This window comes from Pseudomonas sp. LFS044, from assembly GCF_047978245.1.
In the GTDB taxonomy this organism is placed as follows: domain Bacteria; phylum Pseudomonadota; class Gammaproteobacteria; order Pseudomonadales; family Pseudomonadaceae; genus Aquipseudomonas.
Window position 1 is genome coordinate 1 of the sequence record NZ_JBFPFX010000040.1, and the last position, 25,253, is coordinate 25,253.

Here is a 25,253-nt window from a genome sequence, read left to right on the forward strand (position 1 = left end):
AAGGCGGACAACCATGGCCTGACTGGAACGGCGCGTTGCAACAAATGTAGGAGCGGGCTTGCCCGCGATGCGCCGCGCGGGCGGCGCTCGATCTCAAGGGCGCTGAAGATCTTGAGGCAAGCCCTTCGCGGTCGCCGCTCGATACCGAACGCGCCTCACCCCTCAAGGCATGCCCCCAGCAAATACTCATACTTCTCCCGCAACATCCCCATCCGGTCACGCTCGCGATACTCCTCGACCGTCTCCGGCCGCAGGCAATGGAACAACGCCGTCAGCAAGAACACATAACGCAGATTCCCCAGCGCCTGCCCCTCATCAAACCGCTCTGCCAGCGCCTCGCGATAGGCCTCGACAAACTCGCTCTGTGCGGCCAGAAAAACGCTCATATCCTTGCGCCGGAACAGGCTACCCAGGTACGCCCCGCCATCGAAGCCAACCCGCCCGACCTTCACCTCGCTCCAGTCGATCAGGTGCAGTTGCCCCTTGTTCACGAACAGGTTCTTGCGCAGGTAATCCATATGGCTGAAGCACCGCGGGCTGCGCCGTGCCTCGCCGGCCAGCTTGCGAATCAGCGGCACAAATGCCTCGAAGCGCTCGGCCAACCCAGCAAACTGCGCATCTTCCCGCCCCAACTGCGCAAGCCCCGGCAGGCAACGGTCGAAATTGAAGCGCGGGCGCAGCAGGAACCACGGCCGGAAGAAGTCCATGCTCCACAGCAGGGGCGCCTTGCCCAGCGGTTGTGCCTGCAGCCAGGCGTGACTGAGGTCTTCAAGCTCAGCGATACCTGATGCCAACTGCCGCGCAATCGCCTGCATGCGCGGCGGCTTGCCACGCACGAACTCGGTGAAGATCAAACTCTCCCAGGGCGTTTCGATTACCCCAAGGCAGGACGGGTAACGGAACTGCGTGCTTCCCGCCAGCATGCCCTCGGCGCGGTGGAACCGCGCCTCCTGGCTACCGAGGAAGGCGACTTTGCGAATTGATTTTTCCACCACTTCTACCGGTTTACCGGTGTTGGGGTCGGTGAAGCGATGGTGGCGCACGTAGTTGACGAACGAGGCATTGGACGCCAGGTCCTGGCTGCTGATCTCCAGCGCCTGTCCGCCCCACTGGGGCATCAGTGCGTGAAGGTTGTTTTGCAGAGGGGCCCGTTGCCAGCGGAAGAGCGTCTTGCTCGGCGCAGGCGGGCTAGGAGGGGTTTTCATGACATCCAATCAGGCAGCAGCCGTCGTCCATTCAAAGCTGTGAAGGGCGGCTATGCTGCGTCATGTGCGTCCTGCGTACAACGAAAAGTTACAACAACTTGTTGATTTACTTGGGGGATGTGGGGGGGGGTGGTGTTCGCGGGGTGCATGGCTTGAGCTGTTTGGTGATGGTGAGATCGAGCGGCGCTCGCCTTGGTATCTTCAGCGCCCTTGAGATCGAGCGGCGCTCGCCTTTGTATCTTCAGTGCCCTTGAGATCGAGCGCCGCCCGCGCGGCGCATCGCGGGCAAGCCCGCTCCTACATTTGTTGCAACGCGCCATGGCCTGTGAGGCCATAGTTGTCAGCCTTGGTGGCACGACGTGATTTCTCGGCTGGCGCTGCCGGCGCCCCACCAGTCTTCAGCCATGCGCCAAGGCGAACAACCATGGCCTGACTGGAACGGCACGTTGCAACAAATGTAGGAGCGGGCTTGCCCGCGATGCGCCGCGCGGGCGGCGCTCGATCTCAAGGGTGCTGAAGATACCAAGGCAAACGCTTCGCGGGCGGCGCTCGATCTCAAAGGCGCTGAAGATGCCAAGGCAAGCGCTTCGCGGGCGGCGCTCGATCAATGCACCCCCGACGACCGCTCCATCGCCAGCGCCAACGCATCCGCCTGCCCCCAGGCAATCTGCATCGCCCGCAACCCATGCTCCAGCAACTGCCGCGTTTCTTCATCCTCGATTCGCTCAAGGGCACGCCGGCTGTCGCTGTAGGCAAACATCAGGTAATGGGTGACATTCATCAACACGAATTCCATCGGCACCATGTTTTCACCGATGGCGCGGGAGAGGGATTTGCCGGGCGGCAGTTCGAAAGTATGGGGTGGGTCGGGGACGATCTTTTTCATAATTGGCACCATATTGATCATGTGCCGCCCCTCAGTTTCCACACATTGGGGTGACAGCTGTACGCGGGGTGGAAAACCAGGCATATGGCGAACCCGGTAGGCCCAAGGGCCTCCCGCGCAAAGCTGTCATAACGACAGGAGCCATATGTTACTGCCAGGTTTCCACACCCGATCGCTGAACCCTCAGCGACCCCGAAAGCCTAGAGGGCTAGCTTTCCAGGAACAATCAGACGCCTGTCGACAGACTTTGTAGGGTATTTCCCTGGGTCTGATACCTCCAGCCCATTCCTGTAGGAAGAATCTGAATCCGCAGTAGGGCCAATCAATAATCCAGCTCCATCGGAGCAGATTGCCCCGCAGAGCGCGGTACAGTTGCCTCAAATCAAAAAAACCGCGACCCATCAGTCAGATAGCCCCCAATCCCCCGCCTATCGCGCTTTGATTAATGTGACAAAAACCTTACCATGCGCCGCTTCGCAATAACTGCAGTCGTCAGGGACGAACATGAATCACCTCAGCATCGCCAAAGAAGCTTTAATTGCCCAGGCCCAGGCTGTCACCCAGCTGGCCGACCGCCTCAACGGCGAGTTTCAGAGCGCCGTCGAGCTGATCCTCGGCTGCCAAGGCCGTACCGTGGTCTGCGGCATGGGCAAGTCCGGCCTGATCGGCCAGAAGATGGTTGCCACCTTCGCCTCCACCGGCACCCCAAGCTTCTTCCTGCACCCCGCCGAAGCCTTCCACGGCGACCTGGGCATGCTCAAGCCAATCGACGTGCTCATCCTTATCAGCTACAGCGGCGAAACCGAAGAGCTGATCAAGCTGATCCCAAGCCTGAAGTCGTTCGGCAACAAAATCATCGCCATGACCGGCAACGGTAAGTCCACCCTGGCCAAGCACGCCGATATCTGGCTGGATATCTCGGTCGAGCGCGAGGTCTGCCCGAACAACCTGGCACCGACCACCTCCACCCTGGCAACCATGGCCATGGGCGATGCACTGGCAGTAGCGCTGATCGAAGCCATCCAGTTCAAGCCAATGGACTTCGCCCGCTACCACCCCGGCGGCAGCCTGGGCCGCAAACTGCTGACTCGTGTTTGCGATGTGATGCACTCGCCAGCACCGGTGGTTACGCCTGCTACCAGCTTCCATGATTGCTTGCTGGTGATGACCCGCAGTCGCCTAGGCCTTACTGTCGTAATGGATAACGACAAGCTGGTCGGCATCGTGACAGACGGCGACCTGCGCCGCGCGTTGCTGGATAACGAAGGCACGATTCACGAAAACGTGGCGAAGTTCATGACTGCCAATCCGCACACTATCCAGGAAGATTCCCAGCTTTCCGAAGCTGAGGCCTACATGCTGGATAACAAGATTCGGGCGTTGGCAGTGACCGATGCACAGGGCGCAGTGGTCGGCGTGGTTGAAATCTTCGACTGACGCACTGCATAACAAAAAAGGGCCGATACAACTTGGTTGTATCGGCCCTTTTCATTGTTGGGTGCAAGCCCCCGCAGGGCTTGCCGATGACGCTTGTTACTGCGCCATCTTCGCCATCACCTTGGCATACCCTGCAGCACTACCCAGCACCGCCTCTTTGCCTTGAGCAAAGAGAATGGCATCGGCGACTTCACGGAACGCCCCGGTACCACCGGCCGAAGTCAGGGTCTGCGTAGCGGCGGCCTTTACATAGACCGGCGCATCCGCCACCGCAAACGACATCCCACAGGCCGCGAACGCGGGCAGGTCGATGCAGTCATCACCGATGCAAGCGGTCTGCTCAAGCGTCACCCCAGCCTCAGCCATCAGCTGATTGCAGGCTGCAAGCTTGTCCTTCACGCCAAACTGGCAAAGGGTCACGCCCAGGTCGGCCACACGCTTGCGCAAGGTCGCCGAATCCCGTCCGGACAGCACCGCCACCCGTACGCCGTTCTCTTCCAGCAAGCGCATGCCCATGCCATCACGCACATGGAAGCGCTTGAGGCATTCGCCGGTGGCGTCATAGTAGATTCCACCATCGGTCAGCACGCCATCGACGTCGGTGATCACCAGGCGGATGTCGGCCAGCGTTGGCTTTGCCACCGGGGCTTGGCCAGTCATCAACGCGCGCACCTGCTCCAGGCATTCAGGCGTATCCACGCCCGGGCCGGTTGGCTCTACCACGTACGCACGAATGCAGTAGCCGGCCGCCATCAAGCGCAACTGCTCCAGCTTTTCCGCGTGCTCCATCATCGGCTGCCGCAGGCTGGCGTATTCGGCCAGCACGTCGCGGCGATAGGCGTAAACACCGACGTGCTTGAGGTAGGTGGCGACTTCGCTGTCGCGCGGGTAGGGGATAGGCGAGCGGCTGAAGTACAGCGCGTTGCCATTACTTGCCAGCACCACTTTGACGGTGTTGGGGTTGCCCGCTTCATGCGCATCGATCGGGTGGCACAGGGTGCCGACATTGACGCTGGCATCCGCCAGCATGCCGGCCGCCAGGGCTTCGATATCTGACGGGCGCACCAGTGGCTCGTCGCCTTGCAGGTTGATGTAGATATCTGCATCAACCTGGGCCATGACTTCGGCAAGGCGATCGGTGCCGGACGGGTGGTCCGGGGACGTCATCACGCACACGCCACTAAAACCGCGTACGGCTTCGGCGACGCGCTCGTCGTCAGTGGCAATGACCACCACTTGTGCGTTGGCAACCTGCAGCGCGCGCTCGTACACGTGCTGCACCATCGGTTTGCCGGCGATATCGGCCAACGGCTTGCCCGGCAAGCGAGTTGAGCCGTAGCGGGCCGGAATGACGATCGCGACTCTTTGTTCAGAAGGTGCCATGCTCACAATCCTTGTTACCGAGGCTTACGAAATGGCCAGGGGCGGGAAGCCCTTGATCAGGTCGTCCAGTGCCTTGATCTGCGCCAGGAACGGCTCTAGCTTGTCCAGCGGCAGGGCGCTTGGGCCGTCGCACTTGGCTTGGTCCGGGTTGGGGTGCGCTTCCAGGAACAGGCCAGCCAGGCCAACGGCCATGCCCGCGCGTGCCAGGTCGACGACCTGTTCGCGGCGGCCACCGGAGGCAGCGCCCGACGGGTCGCGGTTCTGCAGGGCGTGGGTGACGTCGAAGATGATCGGCAGGTTGTCGCAGGTGCGTTTCATCACGCCAAAGCCCAGCATGTCGACCACCAGGTTGTCGTAGCCCATGCAGGTGCCGCGATCGCAGAGGATCAGCTGGTCGTTACCGGCTTCCTTGAACTTGTGCACGATATTCTGCATCTGCGAAGGGCTGAGGAACTGCGGCTTCTTGATGTTGACCGGCTTGCCGGTCTTGGCCAGGGCGACCACCAGGTCGGTCTGGCGAGCCAGGAAGGCGGGCAGTTGCAGCACGTCGACCACTTCGGCGACTGGGGCGCATTGGTAGATTTCATGCACGTCGGTGATGATCGGCACGCCGAATTCGGCCTTCACCTTTTCGAAGATGCGCAGGCCTTCTTCCATGCCAGGGCCACGGTAGGAGTGGATGGAGGAGCGGTTGGCCTTGTCAAAGCTGGCTTTGAAGACGTAGGGGATGCCCAGCTTCTGAGTGACGCGCACGTATTCTTCACAGGCCTTCAGGGCAAGGTCTTCGGACTCGAGGACGTTGATGCCGCCGAAAAGGACGAACGGGGCGGAGTTGGAGCACTCGATTGCGGAGGTGATTTTGATCATTTGTTTACTCTGTAAAGCCCATTGGGAAATAACCAATAGTCAAACAAGCATTCTTGATTCGGATAATTTTGCTTTTGCCATCAGTGGCTAAGTTGAATCTTACAAATATCCGATCTTTGTGATTGGGGCTCACCGATGTGAATTGTTCAAGCACAACGAGCCTGCTCCATTTGCCAGCGCTACTTTTTTCCGAGTTTTTATGGTGGTAGCCTGAATCCCCCACACCTCCCAGTGTTATGGAGACTTCGCCTTCAGTGGTGAATACGTCCGCAGTGAAGGTGAGGAATTGGCCGCGGATTTCGCTGGTATCAATGTCTGTCGGTATTGAAGAGTTTATGTAGATGTTCTTATTTTTTGCTTCGGTTATGTGGATTTCACAAAAGTCATGCTGGCCCGAGGCGATAATCGTTGAGCCCGCTTCATTTCTTACCCACCAAAAATCGTTGATAAACACGTTATTGGTAGATGTGTTAACGCTACCATTGGTGCAGAAATCGTTCGAAGAAATTAGATTGTCGCTGGATTCGTATGGCAGATTGGTGAGTCGCCATTTTTTGCCATCGAAGAAGCAGGTCGCTCCAGTGGGGGAGCCGTTATGGTAAAATCCGATATTACCAAAGTGGATTGAGTTTCCAGCGCTTTCGTGGTTGTATCTGTCCTGCCAGAGTTCCCCGTTGGCTGGTTTGGACAACGATCTAAAAGGGTCTGTGATTGTGGACTGACTCCTTTCTGATCTAAGCGATTTTTTTATATTTTTTGCTTCTTTCGTGAGGCTTTCCACTGTTGCAGAGAGGTCAAGTTTGTCTCTGAATATGGTGAGCATCTGCATGACATCGTAGACGTACTCAATATTCTTCCCAAAGTACAAGACGTGCGAGTCAATATCTACTGTTTGCACTATCAATTTCTTGTTGTTTGGCTGGGTTTTCAATAAGAGATTGGCGTTAACGGTGTCTATATCATCATGGCCATGAATTATGTAAATCGCGGAGTCTTGCCAGATCGAGGCTGCGATTTTCTCGATGTTTGTATGGTGACCATTAAGATCATTGATGTGGTCAACGAGTTCTGGCCATGCATAGTCCTTCGTAATATCAAGGTTTATTTGGGGGTTGGATGCGATAGCATTGAGATTGAGCTTGAGTGCATGAAGAATGGCACCATATCCGGACATGGATGAGCCAAATAGAAAAACATTCTTGTTCTCATATTGTCGCGAGAAGTTATGAATGACTTTCTCGAAAGATTCTCCGTTATCTTCATCTAAGTACCAAGAATTTTTTGGGTCAGTGATGAAGAGTAAGTCGCAGATCTGCTTCTCGAGAAAAGATCTGAGAGCCATATACTTTTCGCCATGATTGTGGGCGCTCATGACGATAAGGAGGCGATCAGATTTTTTTTCTGCATTCAGCTGAATGTAAAGTGTTCTCTTCCCTGAGACTATTTTTTCGTTGCCTTCAACAACTTCCGCCAGGTCGAGTTGGGTTGTCACTTTCAGCCCCTTATGCTGAGGCCAATGGTATGTTCCCATAGCATTGGCCCTGATGTTCGAAATTTATTAACTTTTGCCAGTGAAGCTTAAGTTGCTAGGGAAGAAAATGTGTAGCCAGCGTACGCGAGCATTCTTCGAATCCTTAAAAAACTTTTTTGGAGTTTTCCAGAACTTCTGCCATTTCTTTTTTGACTTGGCATTGGCCTGAGCTTTAGCCTGTGTGTCGGCTTGCACTGAGGCTGCCACTGGTGGTGCTGAAACATGTGCAGCTGGCTTAGCCAATATAGCGGGGTTCGCTGCAGAAGCTGCGACTGGCTTGGCGGCGGCCGCCGCCTTAACAGGTGCAGCTGGTTTAGTCGGGGCTGGTACTGGAGTACCCTTCAAGATCGGCACATGCGGGGGCAGACTGAAGATGTCATTCAATTGCGCTTTCCCGGACGGGAATGCCGATACTAGTGAGAATTGCAGTGCGCGGACGAGGAATGTCTCGTAGCACTTGTAAGCTTGGATTCCAAGGTGGCTCGGCACTTTGCCACTATTCAGATCGTCGATAAAAGTATCGATTTGATCAATGGAATAATCACTTGTGAAGCCCTTGTTTCCGTAGAAGGCATTGCCAAATTGGATAGGTTGGTATCCGTCAAAAGCAGCTTCGATCAGGGCTTGAGAGTTGATTCCCGCAATATAATCGACTTGCCTGAACAGCGACTTGATATTAAAGTCTTCAATGAAAATCAGACGCTCATTGTCAGTGACGATGTTCGGGGTAGCGTTAAATTTCTCACAGAGGGTTTCGAGTGTAAGTGCTGTTGTAATATTCTTCTTCTTTCTTTCCCAAGGATGGGCTTTGAAGATAATATTCAGATCTGTGTTTTTCAGCAGTGCATCGATTAATCGTTGATAGAAGTGAATGCTGTTGATGCCTACGCCATTGTACTCAAGCACCGAAAAGTCGTTTAGGACCTGGCCGGTAATAAGTATTGTGCTCTTCTGATTCTTGAAGAGTTTTACCTTTGTTTCTTCGGGTTGGTTGACGTTTTTATTTTTTGCGGCGATGACTTTGTTGAGGGCCTTATTTCGCTCGCGGTCACGTGCGTCAGGCGTCACGCTGGGTTCTAGCGAACGGTAGTATGCGAGATGCTTGAGGTTGGAGTTGTTGGCAATCGGCTCATACTTTTCTTCGATGTAGTTGTCGTTGCCGGTAAAGAAACTTTCAAGGACAAAGGCACGAGCAGAATGCGTACGACTTACTTCAAGCAATGAGCGGGCGTAAATCAAGCTGCCGGAGAATACAAGAGCAAATTTAGGGTTGTGCTTTTTCAGCATTCCTGCCCAAAAATTAATCCAGAGAATTGCTGCGCTCATATTCCATAGCAAGGTCTCGCGCTGGTTTTCGAACAAGGTTTCGAAAATCTCACGGGCTGTCTGCGGCAGCCTCTGATCTTTCATCTCGTTTGTTGTGATGACCCAAGACAGTATTTCTGCACGTGATACGTTGAACAGATTGACCTGTAGGATGCTGAAGGAAAAAAGATCTTCTTTGGATAGATTTTCGAGCATTTCATAATGTTCGATGAGTAAGTCCTGTGATTCGGAGTAGTCACCGAATGCGCTCATCAATTGTTGATGCTCGTTGTTTATGACAACAACAGCCTTTTTTTCCTTGAGGTAATCGAAAAGGCTGCGGAAATTACGTTCGTGAATGTGCACTGGATCGGTGATAAGGAACTTGCTCATGCGATCGCCTCCAGTGCTTTATGAATCGAGGCTTGACTGCCCTTGTAAAGTTTGACGTGTTCTTTCGTGTTTAAAAGAATTGAGTCTTGCCAGGTGATAAGGTTCTGGCTTGCAATTTGGCTCGATTGAAAAATTGACGAGTAGACTTCTGCTTCATTCGAAGCTAACCCATTGAGGGTTTCAGCATCGATTGAAGGATTCATTGTCAAATAGAGACCATGTACGCCGTTATCAATCAGGTCCGGTACCATTCCAATAGGGTTAGATACCACGGGTACTCCCATGGCGGCAGCCTCAGGGATGTTCGCCGGGCCTCCCTCGAAGTAACTCGTCATTAACAACGCATCAACGCCGCGGTAAGCATCAATAAGGGATGCGTAGGGAAGCTTTTCATAAACCTCGACGTCAAAGCCCATGCTTCTAAATACGCGACCCTCTTCTGATCGTCCATCACCTACCAAGAAAAACTCGATCAGGGAGGGATCAAGACGCTTTGCTAATTCAAAGAGATAAGCCTCGCCTTTAACTTTGCGGCCATATCGCTTTGAAACGATGGCGAGGGTGAACTTATTTCGTTTAGTTCGACCTTTCGCGCGTGCTGGGTCGATCAAGTGGTGGTTGTACCCATGCGGCACCACGCAGGTGTGGAAGATGCCGTGCTCAGCCAACTTTTTCTGTTGCAAGGTGTTCAGGCAAATGACCATATCGGCTTCGCGATAGCGATCAAGGAATGCATTAATCGAAAGCCAGCCATCAGGATCGTTGAGGTCATGATGAACTGTGACCACGCAAGGAGAGATCAGCTTCTCTTCCAAGTGAGGGCGGTGATAGTGGCGGACGTGGGCGCCAACTATTGGCTTCTCACTAACTACTTGCTCAGCAATTCCGTCTGTGTATCGAGAGAAATAGCGGAAGATGTCTTCAAAAATGCCGCTATGGACATTATTGGAAGTTATATGATTTATGATGATGGCCATTCGATTTTTCGATCCTGAAAAACTCGTATTCTTTAACACTTGCAGCGGTGCGCAAAATTGTGATGGATGTAGTAAGTGGCCCTGTGGGGCCATTACTTACTTGTACGCACCCACTGCGCGTCCTAGCACCATGGTTTGAACGACTGGTCCGATAACTTTTTGCCATTCGTAAACCGCAGCATTGGTTACGTAGATGGTGTCATCTGGTTTGATTGCGATCTGGCGTGCATAGAATACTGCCGCTGGGTCTCGCATATTGAGACGTAGAACCGTAGGTTTTGAGTTTTCCCCAGCCCCCATCCGGAATACAAATACACCTTCTGGGTTAGCGTTAGCTTCACGCAGCCCACCTACGCTACCCAGTGCATCCAGCAGGCTGGTGTTCTGGCTAGGCAGGTCCTTCAGGCCTGGCTCACCCACCGCACCCATCGCTACAAACCGCTGACGCGCACGGTCCAGCACCACTTCAGAGTTCGGGCGCAGCACCATGTTGTTGCCCGCCAAAATGTCTTCGTAGTTGAACTGCTGCACCTGTTTGCCGTTGCGCACGGTCACGTTAACCAGGTGCGGTTCCATGACCGGGCCACCGGCCTGGTTGACCGCGTCCAGCAGGGTCAGCGGACCTTGCAGGGTGCTGAAGCGCCCCGGAGTCTTCACTGCACCGGCAACCAGCACCGAGCCGGAAAGGTCACCGACCAGCTCAACGTGGGTTTGCACGTCGGTGGTAATGCCTTTCAGCTGGCGGCGGATCATGTTCTCGACTTCGTTGAGGGTCATGCCCGCAACGAACTGGCGGCCAACGTAGGGCAGCGACAGCATGCCCTGCGAGTCGATACGCGTTTTAAGCTGGGTGCCGCCAGACGCCAGGGGGGCGAACAGGGCGGAGCCTTCTGGGGCGGTATCGGCGATCAGCACGTTCAGCACGTCACCAGCGGCCAGGCGCACTTCGGCCGATACCGGCTTGGTGACCGAGGCCAGGGCAGGGCGCGGGGCGCCGAACATGAACGGCGCGATGGTGCTGGCGTTGATGTCGACGAGGTTGTAAGCCTCGTTCTTGGTTTCGATCGTGCCCTTGTACGGGCCGGCGCCAGACAAGGTGCCGCCGCAGCCCGCCAGGCCCAGGGTCGCCAGGGCCAGTGCTGCCAGTTTCAGGTTGACGCGTTTGGAGACAGCCAGGGATTTAATCACGATGATCCTCGATCGAAGCCAGAATGAAGCGGGTGATGCCGAATACCATCAGCAGGCCAAGCAGAATGGTGGCCAGGTTGTACAGGCGCTCTGGGTACAGGGCGAGCTGCGGAGTGTTCGGGCTGACTACGGTCACCAGGGTGCGGATTTTCTTGCTCGCTTCAATGCGGGCATTGTCCAGCGCGGCGACGGCAGTCTTGTAGGTTTCTTCGGCAATGCCGGCGTCAAGCATCAGCTGCTGGTAGCGCGAAGCAACCACGTTCAGCTGCGAGCCTTGCGGCGACGACACCAGCAGGCGCTTTTCTTTGGCCAGCTGTTGGGTGATGGCCTCGACCTTCTGCTTCTGCTGGCGTACCTGGGGGGCGTTGGCGCGCAGCTTGAAGTTCATCTCGGTGAGCGATGCCTGCTCTTTGGTGTACTGGCCTTCAAGGTCGGCAATGATGGTCGCGCGGCTCTGCGCGGTGTTGCCACCGTCCAGTACCTTGTTGTCGTTCTGGAAGGTCAGCAGCTGGGTTTTGCGCTTGGCGTAGTTCAGGCGTGCGTTTTCCAGCTCGCCCTGGGCGAACTTCATCTGCTCGCGGGCAATGTTGTGGCTCACTTCGTTGACGAAGTGCTCACTGGCCTGAAGGATCTCGCGCAGCATCTGCTCGGAAAGCTCCGGGGTGAACGCTTGCACTTCTACACGCAGCAGGCCGGTGGTTTCGTCGTAGTGGGCCGACACCATGCGCTGGTAGTACTCAAGCAAGTCTTCGCGCGCGGCGTCCTTGTCGAGCCAGAAGAACACGTCACCGCGCTGGGTGGCGTACTGCTCGATCCAGTGCAGTTTGTTTTCCAGCAGCAGCATCATGTCCATCGAAGTGATGTATTCGCGCAGGTACAGGGTTTCTTCGCGCGAAGCCGGGTTGGCGCCGGTCAGCAGGGTGGCCAGGCCAGGCACCTGGGCGCCCTGGTTGTTGCCGTCCTGGCGTACCACCACCTGGGCGGAGCTGACGAAACGGTCGACAGCGAACACGCCGTAGTACACGGCCGCCAGGATCATTGGCAGAACCACCATGGCCAACGCCAGGCGCCAGCCCTTCTTGTTACCCGTACTGCTCATAGTTGGATGCATCCTTGATATGGAACGGTGCTGCTGAATTGGAAGAGGGTTTGCTCAGCTGTTGTAAGCCTTGATGCCTTCGGCGACGTCTTCGTACACCTGGATGCCGCCGTCACGCACCAGCAGCACGATGTCGCACAGCTTCTCGATCTCGGGCATGGAGTGGGAAACCAGCACCACGTTGGCTTTTTGCAGCTTTTCTTTGAATACGTCGGCGCACTTGCGCTTGAACTGCGCATCGCCCACCGACATCACTTCATCGATCAGGTAGTAGTCGAAGTCGAAGGCCATGCTCAGGCCGAATGCCACGCGCGAGCGCATGCCGGAGGAGTAGGTCTTGATCGGTTCGTCGATCCAGTCGCCGATTTCGGCGAATTCCTGCACGTAACGGATCTTTTCGCGCATCGCATCGCCCGTGGCGCCGTATACACGGCAGACGAACTTGATGTTGTCGCGCCCGCTCATGCTGCCTTGGAAGCCGCCGGTCAAACCCACCGGCCACGAGATGCTGCGGTCGGTGACGATAGTGCCGGAGTCGGGCACATCGGCACCGCCCAGCAGGCGCATCAGGGTCGACTTGCCGGCGCCGTTGCGGCCGATCAGGCCGATGTTCTTGCCGGGCGGGATGGCCAGCGACAGGTTGCGGAAGACGTACCGGCGACCATTGGGCGTCAGGTAGGACTTGGTGACGTTTCTGAGCTCGAACACGGGTGGCCTGTACTTAACCGTTCTTGGTGGAAATCAGGTGCATCCTGCGGGCGCGGTAGGCCCCAAGGGACAGGAACAGCAGAACCATGGTGAAGGCGATGACATAGGTTTCGGACACGCCATCGACCGGGGTGTAATTCGGCAGCACCTCAGCGCGGATCAGCTCGAGGATGTGCAGGAACGGGTTGAGCAGCAGCACCGGCATCATCGCGGGAGGGAGGTAGGCTGCGGGGATCAATACGCCAGAAATGAAGTACAACGGGAAGAAAGCCATGCGGATGACGATCTTCAGGCTGGGCAGGGCGTGGGTAATCAGGGCCAGCAGCATGCCAAGGCCGAAGGCGAATAGCAGGCCCAGCAACAAATTGGCTACCCATTGCAGCGGGCTATGCACAGACATGTCGAAGCCGAACCAGGCGAAGCCGAACACCAGAATGGCGTATACGGTGGCGGCAATACAGGTTTCCACGATCACGCGGGCAACATACGTGTCCAGCGGCTTGATCTGTTTGTAGCCGAATAGCGAGCGGTTTTCGCGCAGGCTGTCCATCAGGCGCAGTGCAGTGTTGCGGTAAAGCAGGAACGGCGCCATGCCGACCAGGATGAAGACCGGGTACTCGACGCCGGAAACGGTGCGCCCGCGCAGCATGCTGAACAGCAAGGAGAAGATCAGCAGGTGGCAGATCGGTTCAAGCAGCAGCCAGACGGCGCCGAGCCGGCTGGAGCCGAAACGGGAGCGCGCTTCACGCAGCACGAGGGCGAAGATGACCGACTTCTGAATCTGGAGGGAGGAACGAGGCTTCAAGATGGTAACCGCAAAGCAAAGCAGCGCGCCAAAGGCACGCCGGGATTCATCTTCAGGAAAGGACCGAGCCCGTCGGCGTTGTGCCGGGGTATGTTCCGGAGACTTCCATGTTCTAAGGGCGGCGAGGTTAAGCGCGAGAGGGTATAAGCGTCAAGGTCGTACCACGTCTTTATCGGAAAGTTCCTACCGATTATTCGGCTATTTCTGCCGTTAATCGTGTTTCATGGGACACGCATGATGGCGTTTTGCCTGGCAACTACCGGGTGTCGTTTTAATGAATTTGGCGACCGGTGGTATCCGGGTGGTCGGTAGGGCTTCTTCATCCCCCGCGCAAAATTACCCACCCAACCATCCTGCGATGGTGTGCGCTGCCGATAACGCTTTCATCAATCGCGTTTACACTTACGTCACTTCTTACCACCAGCTCGGGAATGACCTGACCCTATGACAATCCTGGTAACCGGCGGCGCCGGCTTCATCGGTGCGAACTTCGTGCTGGATTGGGTGAGCCAATCGGGCGAGACCATCATCAACCTGGATAAGCTCACCTACGCCGGCAACCTGCAGAGCCTGGCCAGCCTGGAAGGCAACCCGCAGCATGTGTTCGTGCAGGGCGACATTGGCGATGGGCCGTTGGTGCAGCGGCTGCTGGCTGAATACCAGCCGCGGGCGGTGCTCAATTTTGCTGCCGAATCGCATGTCGACCGCTCCATTCATGGGCCGCAGGCGTTCGTCGAAACCAATGTGGTCGGCACCTTCCAGCTGCTCGAAGCGGTGCGCGCTTACTGGCAGGGCCTGGGCGAAGCGGAGCGGGGGGCGTTTCGCTTCCTGCATGTGTCCACCGACGAGGTGTATGGCTCGCTGAAGGCCGATGAGCCGGCGTTTACCGAAACGCACCAGTACCAGCCCAACAGCCCTTACTCGGCGAGCAAGGCGGCCAGCGACCACCTGGTGCGCTCTTACCACCACACCTACGGGCTGCCGGTGCTGACCACCAACTGCTCGAACAACTACGGGCCGCTGCACTTCCCCGAAAAACTCATCCCGCTGATGATCGTCAACGCGCTGGCGGGCAAGGCGCTGCCGGTGTATGGCGACGGCCAGCAGATACGTGACTGGTTGTACGTGAAGGACCACTGCAGCGCCATCCGCCGTGTGCTGGAGGCTGGCACGGTGGGCGATGTGTACAACGTGGGCGGCTGGAACGAGCAACCCAACCTGGACATCGTCAACCGCGTGTGTGCGCTGCTGGACGAGTTGCAACCGCGTGCCGACGGCAAGCCATACGCGCAGCAGATCACCTACGTTACCGACCGCCCCGGGCACGACCGCCGCTACGCCATCGATGCGCGCAAGCTCGAACGCGAACTGGGCTGGAAGCCGGCGGAAACCTTCGAAACCGGCATCCGCAAGACGGTGCAGTGGTACCTGGACAACGCAGCGTGGGTCGAGGGCGTGCAGTCGGGCAGTTACCGCGAGTGGGTTGAAACGAATTACACCGGGCGTTCAGGGAAGTACGAAAAATGACCACGATCTCACAACGTAAGGGCATCATTCTGGCAGGCGGTTCGGGCACCCGCCTGCACCCGGCGACACTGGCCATCTCCAAGCAGTTGCTGCCGGTGTACGACAAACCGATGATCTACTACCCGCTGACCACTTTGATGCTGGCGGGCATCCGCGACATTCTGATCATCTCCACCCCGCAGGACACGCCGCGTTTCGAGCAGTTGCTGGGCGATGGCCACCAGTGGGGTATCAATATCACCTACGCGGTACAGGCCTCGCCAGATGGCCTGGCGCAAGCGTTCATCATTGGCGAGCAGTTCATCGGCAACGACCTGTCGGCCTTGGTGCTGGGTGACAACATCTATTACGGCCACGACTTCCACAAACTGCTGGACGGCGCCATGGCGCGGGGCGAGGGGGCGAGTGTGTTCGCTTACCACGTGAACGACCCCGAGCGGTATGGCGTGGTCGAGTTCGACGCGCACGGCAAGGCCATCAGCCTGGAAGAGAAACCGCTGCAGCCCAAATCCAACTATGCGGTAACCGGGCTGTACTTCTACGATCAGGATGTAATCGAAATGGCCAAGGGGCTAAAACCCTCGGCGCGCGGTGAACTGGAAATCACCGACCTTAACCGGCTTTATCTCGAGCGTGAGCAGTTGTCGGTGGAAGTGATGGGGCGCGGCTATGCCTGGCTCGACACCGGCACCCACGACTCACTGCTTGAAGCCAGTGGTTACATTGCCACACTCGAACGCCGCCAGGGCCTCAAGGTCGCCTGCCCGGAAGAAATGGCCTTCCGCCAGAACTGGATCAATGCAGAACAGCTGCAAGCCCTGGCTGCGCCGTTGAGCAAGAATGGTTATGGGCAGTACCTGCTGCGCTTGTTGCGCGACCCTATCCTGCAGGGTTGAAGGCCTTGTGCACGCTTGCCGTGGGAAGTTTTACCGGTAAGCGTGCAACATGCCGTGACGTCTGATTTGGTAACCATTCCCCAGTGGGTTTAGTGCCTGTGAGCCGCTAGTTTGAAGGGGCAGCCAAGGAAACTGCTGCACGCAAACTCAACTCACAGGAGTGACCTCATGCGCAATATTGTCCTCAATTACCTGCTGTTGCCGCTGTTCGCTGGTTTGTCGTTCTCTGTTGCTGCCGCGCCGGGGGCTTCGACGATGCCTAAAGAGCCGGTGCCGGTGGTGAGCCAGATGGACGCGGCGGCGGGCAAGGTAAACCTGAATACGGCGGATGCCTTGACGCTGCAGAAGGAGCTGAACGGGATCGGCAAGGCCAAGGCGGAAGCCATCGTCGCTTACAGGGATGCCCATGGGCCGTTTGCTTCAGTGGATGAGCTGCTGGAGATCAAGGGGATTGGCACTGCATTGCTGGAGCGCAATCGGGACAAGGTGATGGTGGAGTAGGGCGTTAGAGCGCCAGGCACGGGTGCTGTAGGGCCCTGGAGATTGAGCGCCGGGCCAGGCGTAAATGCTATAGCGCCCATGAGATCGAGCGCCGCCTGCGCGGCGCATCGCGAAGCGCCTGCCTTGAGATCTTCAGCGCCTTTGAGATCGAGCGCCGCCCGCGCGGCGCTTCGCGGGGCAAGCCCGCTCCCACATTTGTTGCAACGTGCCATGGCCTGATAGGCCATAGTTGCCAGCCTTGTTAGCACGACGCGATTTTTTTGGCTGGCGCTGCCGGCGCCCCACCTGTCTTCAGCCGTGCGCCAAGGCGAACAACCATGGCCTGCCTGGAACGGCGCGTTGCAACAAATGTGGGAGCGGGCTTGCCCCGCGAAGCGCCGCGCGGGCGGCGCTCGATCTCAACATCGCTGTAGAGCGCGCGGCGTACACCCGAATCCCCCGCAAATCTGCCGGCGAACACCCGCATTCAACGCGGGCACAGCCGCAACTTAGCTCCTACCTATCCTGCGCATCCTTGGCATCCGCCTCGGCATTGCGCTCATGCACCTTGCGCAATTGCTCATCGGTCAGGGGCAGCTTTTTCGCTGTGTCGCGCAGCATCATCAGCCCACCGACGATCGAGCCGAGGGCTATGATGAGTATCAGCCAGGCATACCAGGGCATTGTCGTTCTCCTATGAACATCGGGGGCATTGCGTATCTGAAATTTTGAGCAAATACCTTGACCGTTGGTTCAATTATAGGACCGAGACCCAGCCGGGCCAATTCTAGTGACCCACGGCCCCCAAAGGCACCGCCACTTCGTTTACAATGCGCGCCGTTTTCGACTTGCCAAGAGACCCGACCATGTCCGCCTGCCAGACGCCCCTGATCGTCGCCCTGGATTTCCCAACCCGTGAAGCCGCCCTGAAGCTGGCCGACCAGCTCGACCCTGCCCTATGCCGGGTCAAGGTGGGCAAGGAACTGTTCACCAGCAGTGCTTCGGGCATTGTCGAGACGTTGTGTGCGAAAGGCTTCGAAGTGTTCCTCGACCTCAAGTTCCACGACATCCCAAACACCACCGCCATGGCGGTGAAGGCGGCGGCCGAAATGGGCGTGTGGATGGTAAACGTGCATTGCTCGGGCGGCCTGCGCATGATGTCGGCCTGCCGTGAAGTGCTGGCCCAGCGCAGCGGCCCGCAGCCGTTGCTGATCGGCGTGACGGTGCTTACCAGCATGGAGCGTGAAGACCTGGCCGGCATCGGCCTGGATATCGACCCGCAGGAGCAGGTGCTGCGCCTGGCTGCACTGGCCGAGAAAGCTGGCATGGACGGGCTGGTGTGCTCGGCACTGGAAGCCACGGCCTTGAAGGCGGCACACCCGTCGCTGCAATTGGTGACACCGGGTATCCGCCCGGCTGGCAGCGCGCAGGATGACCAGCGCCGCATCCTGACCCCGCGCCAGGCACTGGATGCCGGTTCCGACTACCTGGTAATCGGTCGCCCGATCAGCCAGGCAGCAGACCCTGCGCAGGCGCTGGCGGCGGTGGTGGCGGAAATTCGCGGCTGATAGAGGCTGACCCATTATCTGTGGGGGATTAGCCAGCCCTTCTGGCTGCGCTGTCGCGCAGAGAACAAAGCCCGCGAGCGCGCCGCATACCCTGTGGGAGCGGCTGCAGCCGCGAAGTAGGCGCTGCGGTGAATGGCACCGGCTTTGCCGGTGATCGCGGGCAAGCCCGCTCCTACATGGATCGCGACAGGTTCTGAAGTTTTGGGCAATAAAGCTGCGCTTGCAGGATGAAAAAAGGGCCGACATGCAGTGCGCATGTCGGCCCTTTTTTGTTGCCCTTGAATCAGGCAATGACCAGTGGCTGGAAGCCCTTGATCAGGTCGTCCAGCGCTTTGATCTGCGCCAGGAACGGCTCCAGCTTGTCCAGCGGCAGGGCGCTCGGGCCGTCGCACTTGGCTTGGTCCGGGTTGGGGTGCGCTTCCAGGAACAGGCCAGCCAGGCCAACGGCCATGCCCGCGCGTGCCAGGTCGACGACCTGTTCGCGGCGGCCACCGGAGGCAGCGCCCGACGGGTCGCGGTTCTGCAGGGCGTGGGTCACGTCGAAGATGATCGGCAGGTTGTCACAGGTGCGTTTCATCACGCCAAAGCCCAGCATGTCGACCACCAGGTTGTCGTAGCCCATGCAGGTGCCGCGGTCGCAGAGGATCAGCTGGTCGTTACCGGCTTCCTTGAACTTGTGCACGATATTCTGCATCTGCGAAGGGCTGAGAAACTGCGGCTTCTTGATGTTGACCGGCTTGCCGGTCTTGGCCAGGGCGACCACCAGGTCGGTCTGGCGAGCCAGGAAGGCGGGCAGTTGCAGCACGTCGACCACTTCGGCGACCGGGGCGCATTGGTAGATTTCATGCACGTCGGTGATGATCGGCACGCCGAATTCGGCCTTCACCTTTTCGAAGATGCGCAGGCCTTCTTCCATGCCAGGGCCACGGTAGGAGTGGATGGAGGAGCGGTTGGCCTTGTCGAAGCTGGCTTTGAAGACGTAGGGGATGCCCAGCTTCTGAGTGACGCGCACGTATTCTTCACAGGCCTTCAGGGCAAGGTCTTCGGACTCGAGGACGTTGATGCCGCCGAAAAGAACGAAGGGGGCGGTATTGGAGCACTCGATGTTCTGGGTAATCTTGATCATTTTTTACTCTGTAAAGTCATGGGGTAGCCATGGCGCTCTACCAACGACTTTCGAGGACACCGCGGGTGAAGATCTCTCGGCGCTCCAGGCGCCCGATGTCCTGATGCTTGGCTAGCGCATAGACCCGGTCGAAGGCAGTGCGTTGCACGTCGGGGAAGTACTCGGCAAGCGCGCATTCTACCGCAGCATCATAGTCCGCTTCGGTAATGTAGCGGTAGATTTCTCGATAGTAGAAAAAGCCAAACTGGAAGCCCAGGGTTTCTCCCGTATAAGCCGTAGTCCCGGAAAAGCTGTTCTCCAGATCGATGGCCTGGGCCAAGCCTTGCTCTGGCAGCATGACATTCCCAGCCCACAGGTCCATGTGCGTGATGCCCTGGCAGTGCAATGCGTGTAGAAGTTCGAAGGTTGCACGCAGGACAGCGTGTATCGCATCCGGCGCCTGACGAACACGGGTCAGTCCATCCACATGCCCGGCCAGCAGGTCGGTGATGACGAAGACGTTTTGAACGAGGCCCAGTTTTGAACGGCTGTAACCGTAGCCCATGAGCGCAGGTACCCGCGCACCACGACGAGCTGCCTCGTGGGTATTTATCAGCTCTTCGATCGACCAGTCATACATTCCGTTGCGCTTAGGGATACCGCGTTGAATTCGCCATTTCTTTTTCAGCGAGTCGAGTTTTTCACGCTTGGTGAACAGTTGACTCCTGTCGCACTCCAGCGGGGCGCTAACGCGTTTGGCAGGCAGGTTTCGCTCTATCAGTCGTTCGAAGGCCCGCCGGGTGTGAGATGCAATGGGGCTGCGCAGGTAAAGGGTAGTGTCGCGATACCGTAACGTATGAGGGTATTCGTGCTGCCAATTCTGAGTGCCGCCAACCACGTCCAATCCTTGTAATATCAAAAAGCCACTTCTCAATGGATCCAATATTACAGTTTTTCACATATTTCCTACAGGTCTCTTCATCTCGGAGGGGCGCGCGTGTGCCTGTCGGGGGGCGAATGGGGCGCTGAACGCCCCGTTGTGCCGCAGGTTTAGACCTTCAGCACCAACTTGCCAAAGTTCTCCCCGCTGAACAGCTTGAGCAATGCCTCCGGGAAGGTTTCCAGCCCTTCCACTACGTCCTCCTTGCTCTTGACCTTGCCGCTGGCCAGCCAGCCGGCGATTTCCTGCGCTGCCTTGCCGTACTCCTTGGCGTGGTCCATCACCACAAAGCCTTCCATGCGCGCACGGTTCACCAGCAGCGCCAGGTAGTTGGCCGGGCCTTTGACTGCTTCCTTGTTGTTGTACTGGCTGATCGCGCCGCAGATGACGATGCGGGCCTTGAAGTTGATGCGGGTGAGCACGGCATCGAGGATCTCGCCGCCAACGTTGTCGAAGTACACATCAACGCCTTGCGGGCACTCGCGCTTGAGGCCGGCCAGCACGTCTTCGGCCTTGTAGTCGATGACGCCGTCGAAGCCCAGTTCGTCCTTGAGGTACTGGCATTTCTGCGCGCCGCCGGCGATGCCGACCACGCGGCAGCCTTTGAGCTTGGCGATCTGGCCGACGATGCTGCCGACCGCGCCGGCAGCGCCGGATATGACCACGGTTTCACCGGCCTTGGGCTGGCCCACATCGAGCAGGGCGAAATAAGCGGTCATGCCGGTCATGCCCAGGGCCGACAGGTAGCGGGGCAGGGGGGCCAGCTTGGGGTCGATCTTGTGCAGGCCCTGGGGTTCGCCGGTGAAGTAGTCCTGTACACCGAGGGCGCCGCTGACGTGGTCGCCGGGCTTGTAGTCGGGGTGGTTGGAGGCCACCACTTCGCCCACGCCGAGGGCGCGCATCACTTGGCCGAGGCCCACGGGCGGGATGTACGACTTGCCTTCGTTCATCCAGCCGCGCATGGCCGGGTCCAGCGACAGGTACAGGTTACGCACCTGGATCTGGCCATCGGCGGGGGCCTGGGCGGGTACGGTCTCGAAGGTGAAGTCGTCACGGCGCACGGCGCCGACCGGGCGTTTGGCGAGCAGGAAGCGGCGGTTGGTCTGGGTCATGGCAGGGTCCTTGAGGGCAAGAGGCTAAGTAGGCAATTTAACGCGGTGATGCCGGTTGGTCTGCAAAATCACTGGAAAGCATGGTAGCCCAACCGCTGGCCTGATGATGCTGCCCAGTTGGATGAGTGGCTGACTAGACTCTGGTCAAACCCGCGGCCTGTTGTGTGTGGGAGCAGCCATGGGCCGCGGCTGCCACACTCAGGCGTGAGCCCGCTTTGAACATTCCTTCGCTGTGGAGCTAACGATGAGCATGACCTTTTCCGGCCAGGTAGCCCTGGTCACCGGCGGCGCGGCAGGCATCGGCCGGGCGACGGCACTGGCGTTCGCCCGGGAGGGCCTGAAGGTGGTGGTGGCCGACCTCGATCCTGTTGGCGGCGAGGCTACGGTGGCCCTGATTCAACAAGCCGGTGGCCAAGCGCTGTTCGTGGCCTGCGACGTGACCAAGGACGCCGATGTGCGTCACTTGCACGAACAGGTCATCCACGCCTACGGCCGCCTGGACTACGCCTACAACAACGCCGGTATCGAGATCGAGCAGGGCCGCCTGGCCGAGGGCAGCGAGGCGGAGTTCGACGCCATCATGGGCGTCAATGTGAAGGGCGTCTGGCTGTGCATGAAGCACCAGCTGCCCCTGCTGCTGGCCCAGGGCGGTGGGGCGATCGTCAATACCGCCTCGGTGGCCGGTTTGGGCGCAGCGCCGAAGATGAGCATCTACAGCGCTTCCAAGCATGCGGTGATCGGCCTGACCAAGTCGGCGGCCATCGAATATGCCAAGAAAGGCATCCGGGTGAACGCGGTGTGCCCGGCGGTGATCGACACCGACATGTTCCGCCGGGCCTACGAGGCCGACCCGCGCAAGGCCGAGTTCGCTGCGGCGATGCACCCGGTCGGGCGTATCGGCAAGGTCGAGGAAATCGCCAGTGCCGTGCTGTACCTGTGCAGCGATGGTGCCGCTTTCACCACCGGGCACAGCCTGACGGTAGATGGTGGGGCTACTGCAATCTGAGTGGTTCGCTATGGGCGCTGTCGCGAGCGGACACTACCAAGGCCAGTGCGACAGCTGCACACCCCAGCAACAGCACACCCCCGAACATCAGCAACGCCATCCCCGACCCCAGCCGATCACTCAGTACCCCAGTGAAGATCACCGGGACGCTGAACCCCAGGTAGGCGAGCAGGAAGAACCCGGCACTGGCCCGGGTTTTCTCGCTGCCCGCCAGCTGGTTCACCGCCGCCAGCCCGCCCAGGTAGATAAAGCCATAGCAGGCGCTGCTGGCCGCCACCGCGCCCAGCAGCACGGCGCCGAGGTGCCCTGCGTTGGCGCCCCAGGCCAGCAGTGCATAGCTGCACGGCAGTATTGCCAGGCCGAGCAACGTGGCCTTGGTGCTGGCCATGCGCCGCGCCAGGGGCTGGAACAACAGGCCGCAGCTGGTGACGCAGAACGTCGAGAAGCCCGACCAGTCGCTCAGGCCATGCTGGCGCAATATCCCCGGCAGCAAGGCGATGACCAGGCCGGTGCCGGCCCAGGCCAGCAGAATGGCCAGGCCATACACCGCGCTGCCACGTGGATAGAAGGGCAGGCGCAGCATGGCGCCACGTTGTGCCGGGCGTGGGTCGGGCAGGCGCCAGGTCAGTACCAGGGCGATGCCAGCCAGCAGCAGTTGCAGATGAAAACTGCCGGGTGTGAGGCTGGGCCCGCGCAGCAGGAACAGGCTGGTCAGCGCCGCGCCGAGGCCAAAGCCCAGCGAGGTGCTCGCAGTTACCCAGTTGGCGGCGCGGGCGCTGCTGGCGCCACCCATCAATTCGCCCATATAGGCCGTTGCAGTGGCTGTGGCCAGGCCGGTACCCAAGCCCAGCACCAGTCGCGCCAGGGCCAGTGTCTGAAGGCCTGGCGCCACCAGCATGAGCAGAGTAGCCAGCATCGACAGCAACAGTGCGGCGATAATCAGCGGCCGCCGCCCAACCCGGTCGGCCAGGCCGCCCAGGGCCAGCAGCACGGGGAGCACACCTACCACATAAGCGGAAAAGGCCACTGCTGTGGCGGCGGCGCCTTGGCCGGAAAGGTCGGCGTAGGTGATGTACAGCGGGGCCTGCAGGTTGACTGCCAGGGTGATCAGGCACAGCGCGAAGGCCAGCAGGGCAGGGTTGGAGCGCGGGGGCATGGGAGGGTCCTGGTTTCGGGGTTGTGAGTACCGGCCCTATCGCCGGCAAGCCGGCTCCCACAGAGTCCTCAGGCGCCTTGGCCATTGGACTGCCCCCCAGGTTTGGATGGGTGTCCAACTTATTGGGGCAGTCCACATTGTGGGAGCCGGCTTGCCGGCGATAGGGCCGGTACTGCCAACAGTGCTGCCAAGCCGAACCCTCAACAAGGCACACCACCATCCTATTTATGCTTAACTGTTCGCTCAAAACCACCAAACACCAAGCCCATGCACCTTCCCCTGGACCGCCAAAGCACAACCCCCCTGGTAAAGCAGCTCACTGACCACCTGCAAGCCTGGATCGAACAGCAGCGCCTGCGCCCCGGCGCGCGCTTGCCATCGATTCGTGCGCTGGCACGCGACCAGGCCGTCAGCGCCTCTTGCGTGATCGAAGCCTACGATCGCCTGGTCGCCAGCGGCTGGCTCGAAGCCCGCCACGGCACCGGCTTCTTCGTCGCTGAGCGCAAATCCGCCATGGCCGCGGACGACGCGCCGGTGTGGGACGAAACCGGTAACGGCAGCTGGCGCCAATTTCGCGAAGGCCATGACCAGTTGCTCAAACTCGGCTGCGGCTGGCTGCCCAGCGCCTGGCGGGCGGACGCCGAACTGGCGCAGGCCATCCGCCAGGTCAGCCGCGGCAACCCGCAGGACTTGTTTGACTACTGCCCGCCCCTGGGCCTGGCCAGCCTGCGCCTGCAACTGCACAAGCGCCTTGCGCGGCTGGACATCGCCGCCGCCCCCGAGCGCATCCTCACCACTCAGGGCGCCAGCCATGGCCTCGACCTGCTGGTGCGCACGCTGCTGCGCCCAGGCGACACCGTGCTGGTAGAAAACCCCGGCTACTACAACCTCTACAACCTGCTGCGCCAGCACCAGGTGCGCATGCTGCCGGTGCCGCGCACGGTGGCGGGGCCTGACATCGACGTGCTTGAGCGCTTGCTGGCGCAGCACCGGCCCCGCTGCCTGTTCGTCAACAGCTTGTACCAGAACCCGACCGGCACCAGCCTGACGCCCAAAGTGGCCTACCGCCTGCTGGAGCTGGCCCGTGAGCACGACCTGCGCATCGTCGAGGACGATATCTACGCCGACTTCCAGGACGGGCCAGCCACACGCCTGGCCACCCTCGACAGCGAGCAACGGGTGATCTACATGGCCAGCTTCTCCAAGACCCTGAGCAGTTCGCTGCGGGTCGGTTACCTGGTGGCCGACCCGCCGCTGCTGGCGCAACTGGCCGAACTGAAAATGGTCAGCGGCATCGGCACCTCGCGCTTCGCCGAACAGGTGGTGGGGCAGATGCTCGCCAGCGGCAGCTACCGCAAAAGCACCCAGCGGTTGAGGGGGCGCCTGGCCCAGCACATGGCCAAGCTGCTGGGGCAGCTCGAACAGTACGGTTGGCAGGTGTTCTGCGAGCCTTACGGCGGCATGTTCGTCTGGGCGCGGGTGCCGGGGCGCGACTTCGCCAGCCTTGAGCAGCTGGCCTTGCAGCATGAGGTGCTGCTCACCCCGGGCAGCGCCTTCGACTTCGAAGGCGCTGCCAGCGAGTGGCTGCGCATCAATGTCGCCTATGGGCAGGACTCACGTGCCCAGGCCTTCCTCCAGCACGCTGGCGCCGGCCCTGAAAGCTGAAGGGCAGGCGTGGC

The 25,253-nt window shown here is 59.1% G+C and carries 23 protein-coding genes; 7 read left to right on the forward strand and 16 right to left on the reverse strand.

Annotated elements, in window-relative coordinates; all coding sequences use genetic code 11:
* Window positions 1-155: 155 nt before the first annotated feature.
* A complete protein-coding gene (locus tag ACNQPL_RS24805; protein ID WP_416468158.1) occupies window positions 156-1,205 on the reverse strand; it encodes a phosphotransferase in 1,050 nt (349 codons plus the stop codon).
* Window positions 1,206-1,809: 604 nt separating this feature from the next.
* Window positions 1,810-2,091: a hypothetical protein gene (locus ACNQPL_RS24810; RefSeq protein ID WP_346615223.1), complete on the reverse strand. Its 282-nt coding sequence runs from the start codon at window positions 2,089-2,091 to the stop codon at window positions 1,810-1,812.
* Between the two features lie 504 nt (window positions 2,092-2,595).
* On the opposite strand from ACNQPL_RS24810, the gene ACNQPL_RS24815 reads away from it, so the two are divergent.
* Entirely contained in the window at window positions 2,596-3,528 is a 933-nt protein-coding gene (locus ACNQPL_RS24815) for a KpsF/GutQ family sugar-phosphate isomerase (RefSeq protein WP_346615220.1), read from the forward strand.
* A 96-nt stretch (window positions 3,529-3,624) separates the two neighbouring features.
* Here the strand turns inward: ACNQPL_RS24815 and kdsB are convergent, their stop codons facing one another.
* The 9 genes from kdsB to ACNQPL_RS24860 all read right to left on the reverse strand — a co-directional run bounded on the left by kdsB (window position 3,625) and on the right by ACNQPL_RS24860 (window position 13,784).
* The gene (gene kdsB / locus ACNQPL_RS24820) at window positions 3,625-4,911 is read right to left on the reverse strand and encodes a 3-deoxy-manno-octulosonate cytidylyltransferase (protein ID WP_416468159.1); all 1,287 of its coding nucleotides are present in this window, start codon (window positions 4,909-4,911) and stop codon (window positions 3,625-3,627) included.
* Window positions 4,912-4,935: 24 nt separating this feature from the next.
* Entirely contained in the window at window positions 4,936-5,778 is an 843-nt protein-coding gene (gene kdsA / locus ACNQPL_RS24825) for a 3-deoxy-8-phosphooctulonate synthase (RefSeq protein WP_416468160.1), read from the reverse strand.
* 4 nt (window positions 5,779-5,782) lie between these two features.
* The gene (locus tag ACNQPL_RS24830) at window positions 5,783-7,270 is read right to left on the reverse strand and encodes a hypothetical protein (RefSeq protein WP_416468161.1); all 1,488 of its coding nucleotides are present in this window, start codon (window positions 7,268-7,270) and stop codon (window positions 5,783-5,785) included.
* Window positions 7,271-7,336: 66 nt separating this feature from the next.
* The gene (locus ACNQPL_RS24835; protein ID WP_416468162.1) at window positions 7,337-9,007 is read right to left on the reverse strand and encodes a capsular biosynthesis protein CpsB; all 1,671 of its coding nucleotides are present in this window, start codon (window positions 9,005-9,007) and stop codon (window positions 7,337-7,339) included.
* A complete protein-coding gene (locus tag ACNQPL_RS24840; RefSeq protein WP_416468163.1) occupies window positions 9,004-9,984 on the reverse strand; it encodes a glycosyltransferase family 4 protein in 981 nt (326 codons plus the stop codon). The genes ACNQPL_RS24835 and ACNQPL_RS24840 overlap by 4 nt, the downstream gene beginning before the upstream one ends.
* 96 nt (window positions 9,985-10,080) lie before the next feature.
* On the reverse strand, window positions 10,081-11,172 hold the full coding sequence (locus tag ACNQPL_RS24845; protein WP_416468164.1) for a polysaccharide biosynthesis/export family protein: 1,092 nt from the start codon (window positions 11,170-11,172) through the stop codon (window positions 10,081-10,083).
* Window positions 11,165-12,271 (reverse strand): ABC transporter permease, encoded by a 1,107-nt coding sequence (locus tag ACNQPL_RS24850; RefSeq protein WP_346615215.1) that lies wholly within the window; start codon window positions 12,269-12,271, stop codon window positions 11,165-11,167. The genes ACNQPL_RS24845 and ACNQPL_RS24850 overlap by 8 nt, the downstream gene beginning before the upstream one ends.
* A 54-nt stretch (window positions 12,272-12,325) precedes the next feature.
* A complete protein-coding gene (locus ACNQPL_RS24855) occupies window positions 12,326-12,979 on the reverse strand; it encodes an ABC transporter ATP-binding protein (protein ID WP_416468165.1) in 654 nt (217 codons plus the stop codon).
* A 13-nt stretch (window positions 12,980-12,992) separates the two neighbouring features.
* On the reverse strand, window positions 12,993-13,784 hold the full coding sequence (locus tag ACNQPL_RS24860) for an ABC transporter permease (RefSeq protein ID WP_416468166.1): 792 nt from the start codon (window positions 13,782-13,784) through the stop codon (window positions 12,993-12,995).
* A gap of 444 nt (window positions 13,785-14,228) precedes the next feature.
* Here ACNQPL_RS24860 and rfbB point away from each other — a divergent pair, with 444 nt between their 5' ends.
* The 3 genes from rfbB (at window position 14,229) to ACNQPL_RS24875 (ending at window position 16,708) form a co-directional block, all read left to right on the forward strand.
* Window positions 14,229-15,311: a dTDP-glucose 4,6-dehydratase gene (rfbB, locus tag ACNQPL_RS24865; RefSeq protein ID WP_416468167.1), complete on the forward strand. Its 1,083-nt coding sequence runs from the start codon at window positions 14,229-14,231 to the stop codon at window positions 15,309-15,311.
* Window positions 15,308-16,207, forward strand: coding sequence for a glucose-1-phosphate thymidylyltransferase RfbA (rfbA, locus tag ACNQPL_RS24870; protein ID WP_416468168.1), 900 nt, complete (start codon window positions 15,308-15,310; stop codon window positions 16,205-16,207). Before rfbB ends, rfbA begins: the two co-directional genes overlap by 4 nt.
* Window positions 16,208-16,375: 168 nt before the next feature.
* The gene (locus ACNQPL_RS24875; RefSeq protein ID WP_416468169.1) at window positions 16,376-16,708 is read left to right on the forward strand and encodes a ComEA family DNA-binding protein; all 333 of its coding nucleotides are present in this window, start codon (window positions 16,376-16,378) and stop codon (window positions 16,706-16,708) included.
* 495 nt (window positions 16,709-17,203) lie between these two features.
* Here the strand turns inward: ACNQPL_RS24875 and ACNQPL_RS24880 are convergent, their stop codons facing one another.
* Window positions 17,204-17,371, reverse strand: a complete 168-nt coding sequence (locus tag ACNQPL_RS24880) for a DUF2897 family protein (protein WP_016500979.1) — start codon at window positions 17,369-17,371, stop codon at window positions 17,204-17,206.
* Window positions 17,372-17,553: 182 nt separating this feature from the next.
* Here ACNQPL_RS24880 and pyrF point away from each other — a divergent pair, with 182 nt between their 5' ends.
* The gene (pyrF, locus tag ACNQPL_RS24885; RefSeq protein ID WP_346615209.1) at window positions 17,554-18,255 is read left to right on the forward strand and encodes an orotidine-5'-phosphate decarboxylase; all 702 of its coding nucleotides are present in this window, start codon (window positions 17,554-17,556) and stop codon (window positions 18,253-18,255) included.
* A 283-nt stretch (window positions 18,256-18,538) separates the two neighbouring features.
* Here the strand turns inward: pyrF and kdsA (ACNQPL_RS24890) are convergent, their stop codons facing one another.
* The 3 genes from kdsA (ACNQPL_RS24890) to ACNQPL_RS24900 all read right to left on the reverse strand — a co-directional run bounded on the left by kdsA (ACNQPL_RS24890) (window position 18,539) and on the right by ACNQPL_RS24900 (window position 21,412).
* Window positions 18,539-19,381 (reverse strand): 3-deoxy-8-phosphooctulonate synthase, encoded by an 843-nt coding sequence (gene kdsA / locus ACNQPL_RS24890; protein WP_416468170.1) that lies wholly within the window; start codon window positions 19,379-19,381, stop codon window positions 18,539-18,541.
* A 37-nt stretch (window positions 19,382-19,418) separates the two neighbouring features.
* Window positions 19,419-20,258 (reverse strand): lipopolysaccharide kinase InaA family protein, encoded by an 840-nt coding sequence (locus ACNQPL_RS24895; protein WP_416468171.1) that lies wholly within the window; start codon window positions 20,256-20,258, stop codon window positions 19,419-19,421.
* Window positions 20,259-20,410: 152 nt separating this feature from the next.
* A complete protein-coding gene (locus tag ACNQPL_RS24900) occupies window positions 20,411-21,412 on the reverse strand; it encodes an NADP-dependent oxidoreductase (protein ID WP_416468172.1) in 1,002 nt (333 codons plus the stop codon).
* A gap of 244 nt (window positions 21,413-21,656) precedes the next feature.
* Here ACNQPL_RS24900 and ACNQPL_RS24905 point away from each other — a divergent pair, with 244 nt between their 5' ends.
* Entirely contained in the window at window positions 21,657-22,418 is a 762-nt protein-coding gene (locus ACNQPL_RS24905; protein ID WP_416468173.1) for an SDR family oxidoreductase, read from the forward strand.
* On the opposite strand, the gene ACNQPL_RS24910 is transcribed toward ACNQPL_RS24905, so the two are convergent.
* A complete protein-coding gene (locus ACNQPL_RS24910) occupies window positions 22,405-23,574 on the reverse strand; it encodes an MFS transporter (RefSeq protein ID WP_416468174.1) in 1,170 nt (389 codons plus the stop codon). The genes ACNQPL_RS24905 and ACNQPL_RS24910 overlap by 14 nt on opposite strands.
* Before the next feature lie 267 nt (window positions 23,575-23,841).
* Between ACNQPL_RS24910 and ACNQPL_RS24915 the strand changes: the two genes are divergently transcribed.
* Window positions 23,842-25,239, forward strand: coding sequence for a PLP-dependent aminotransferase family protein (locus tag ACNQPL_RS24915; protein WP_416468175.1), 1,398 nt, complete (start codon window positions 23,842-23,844; stop codon window positions 25,237-25,239).
* Window positions 25,240-25,253: the final 14 nt, after the last annotated feature.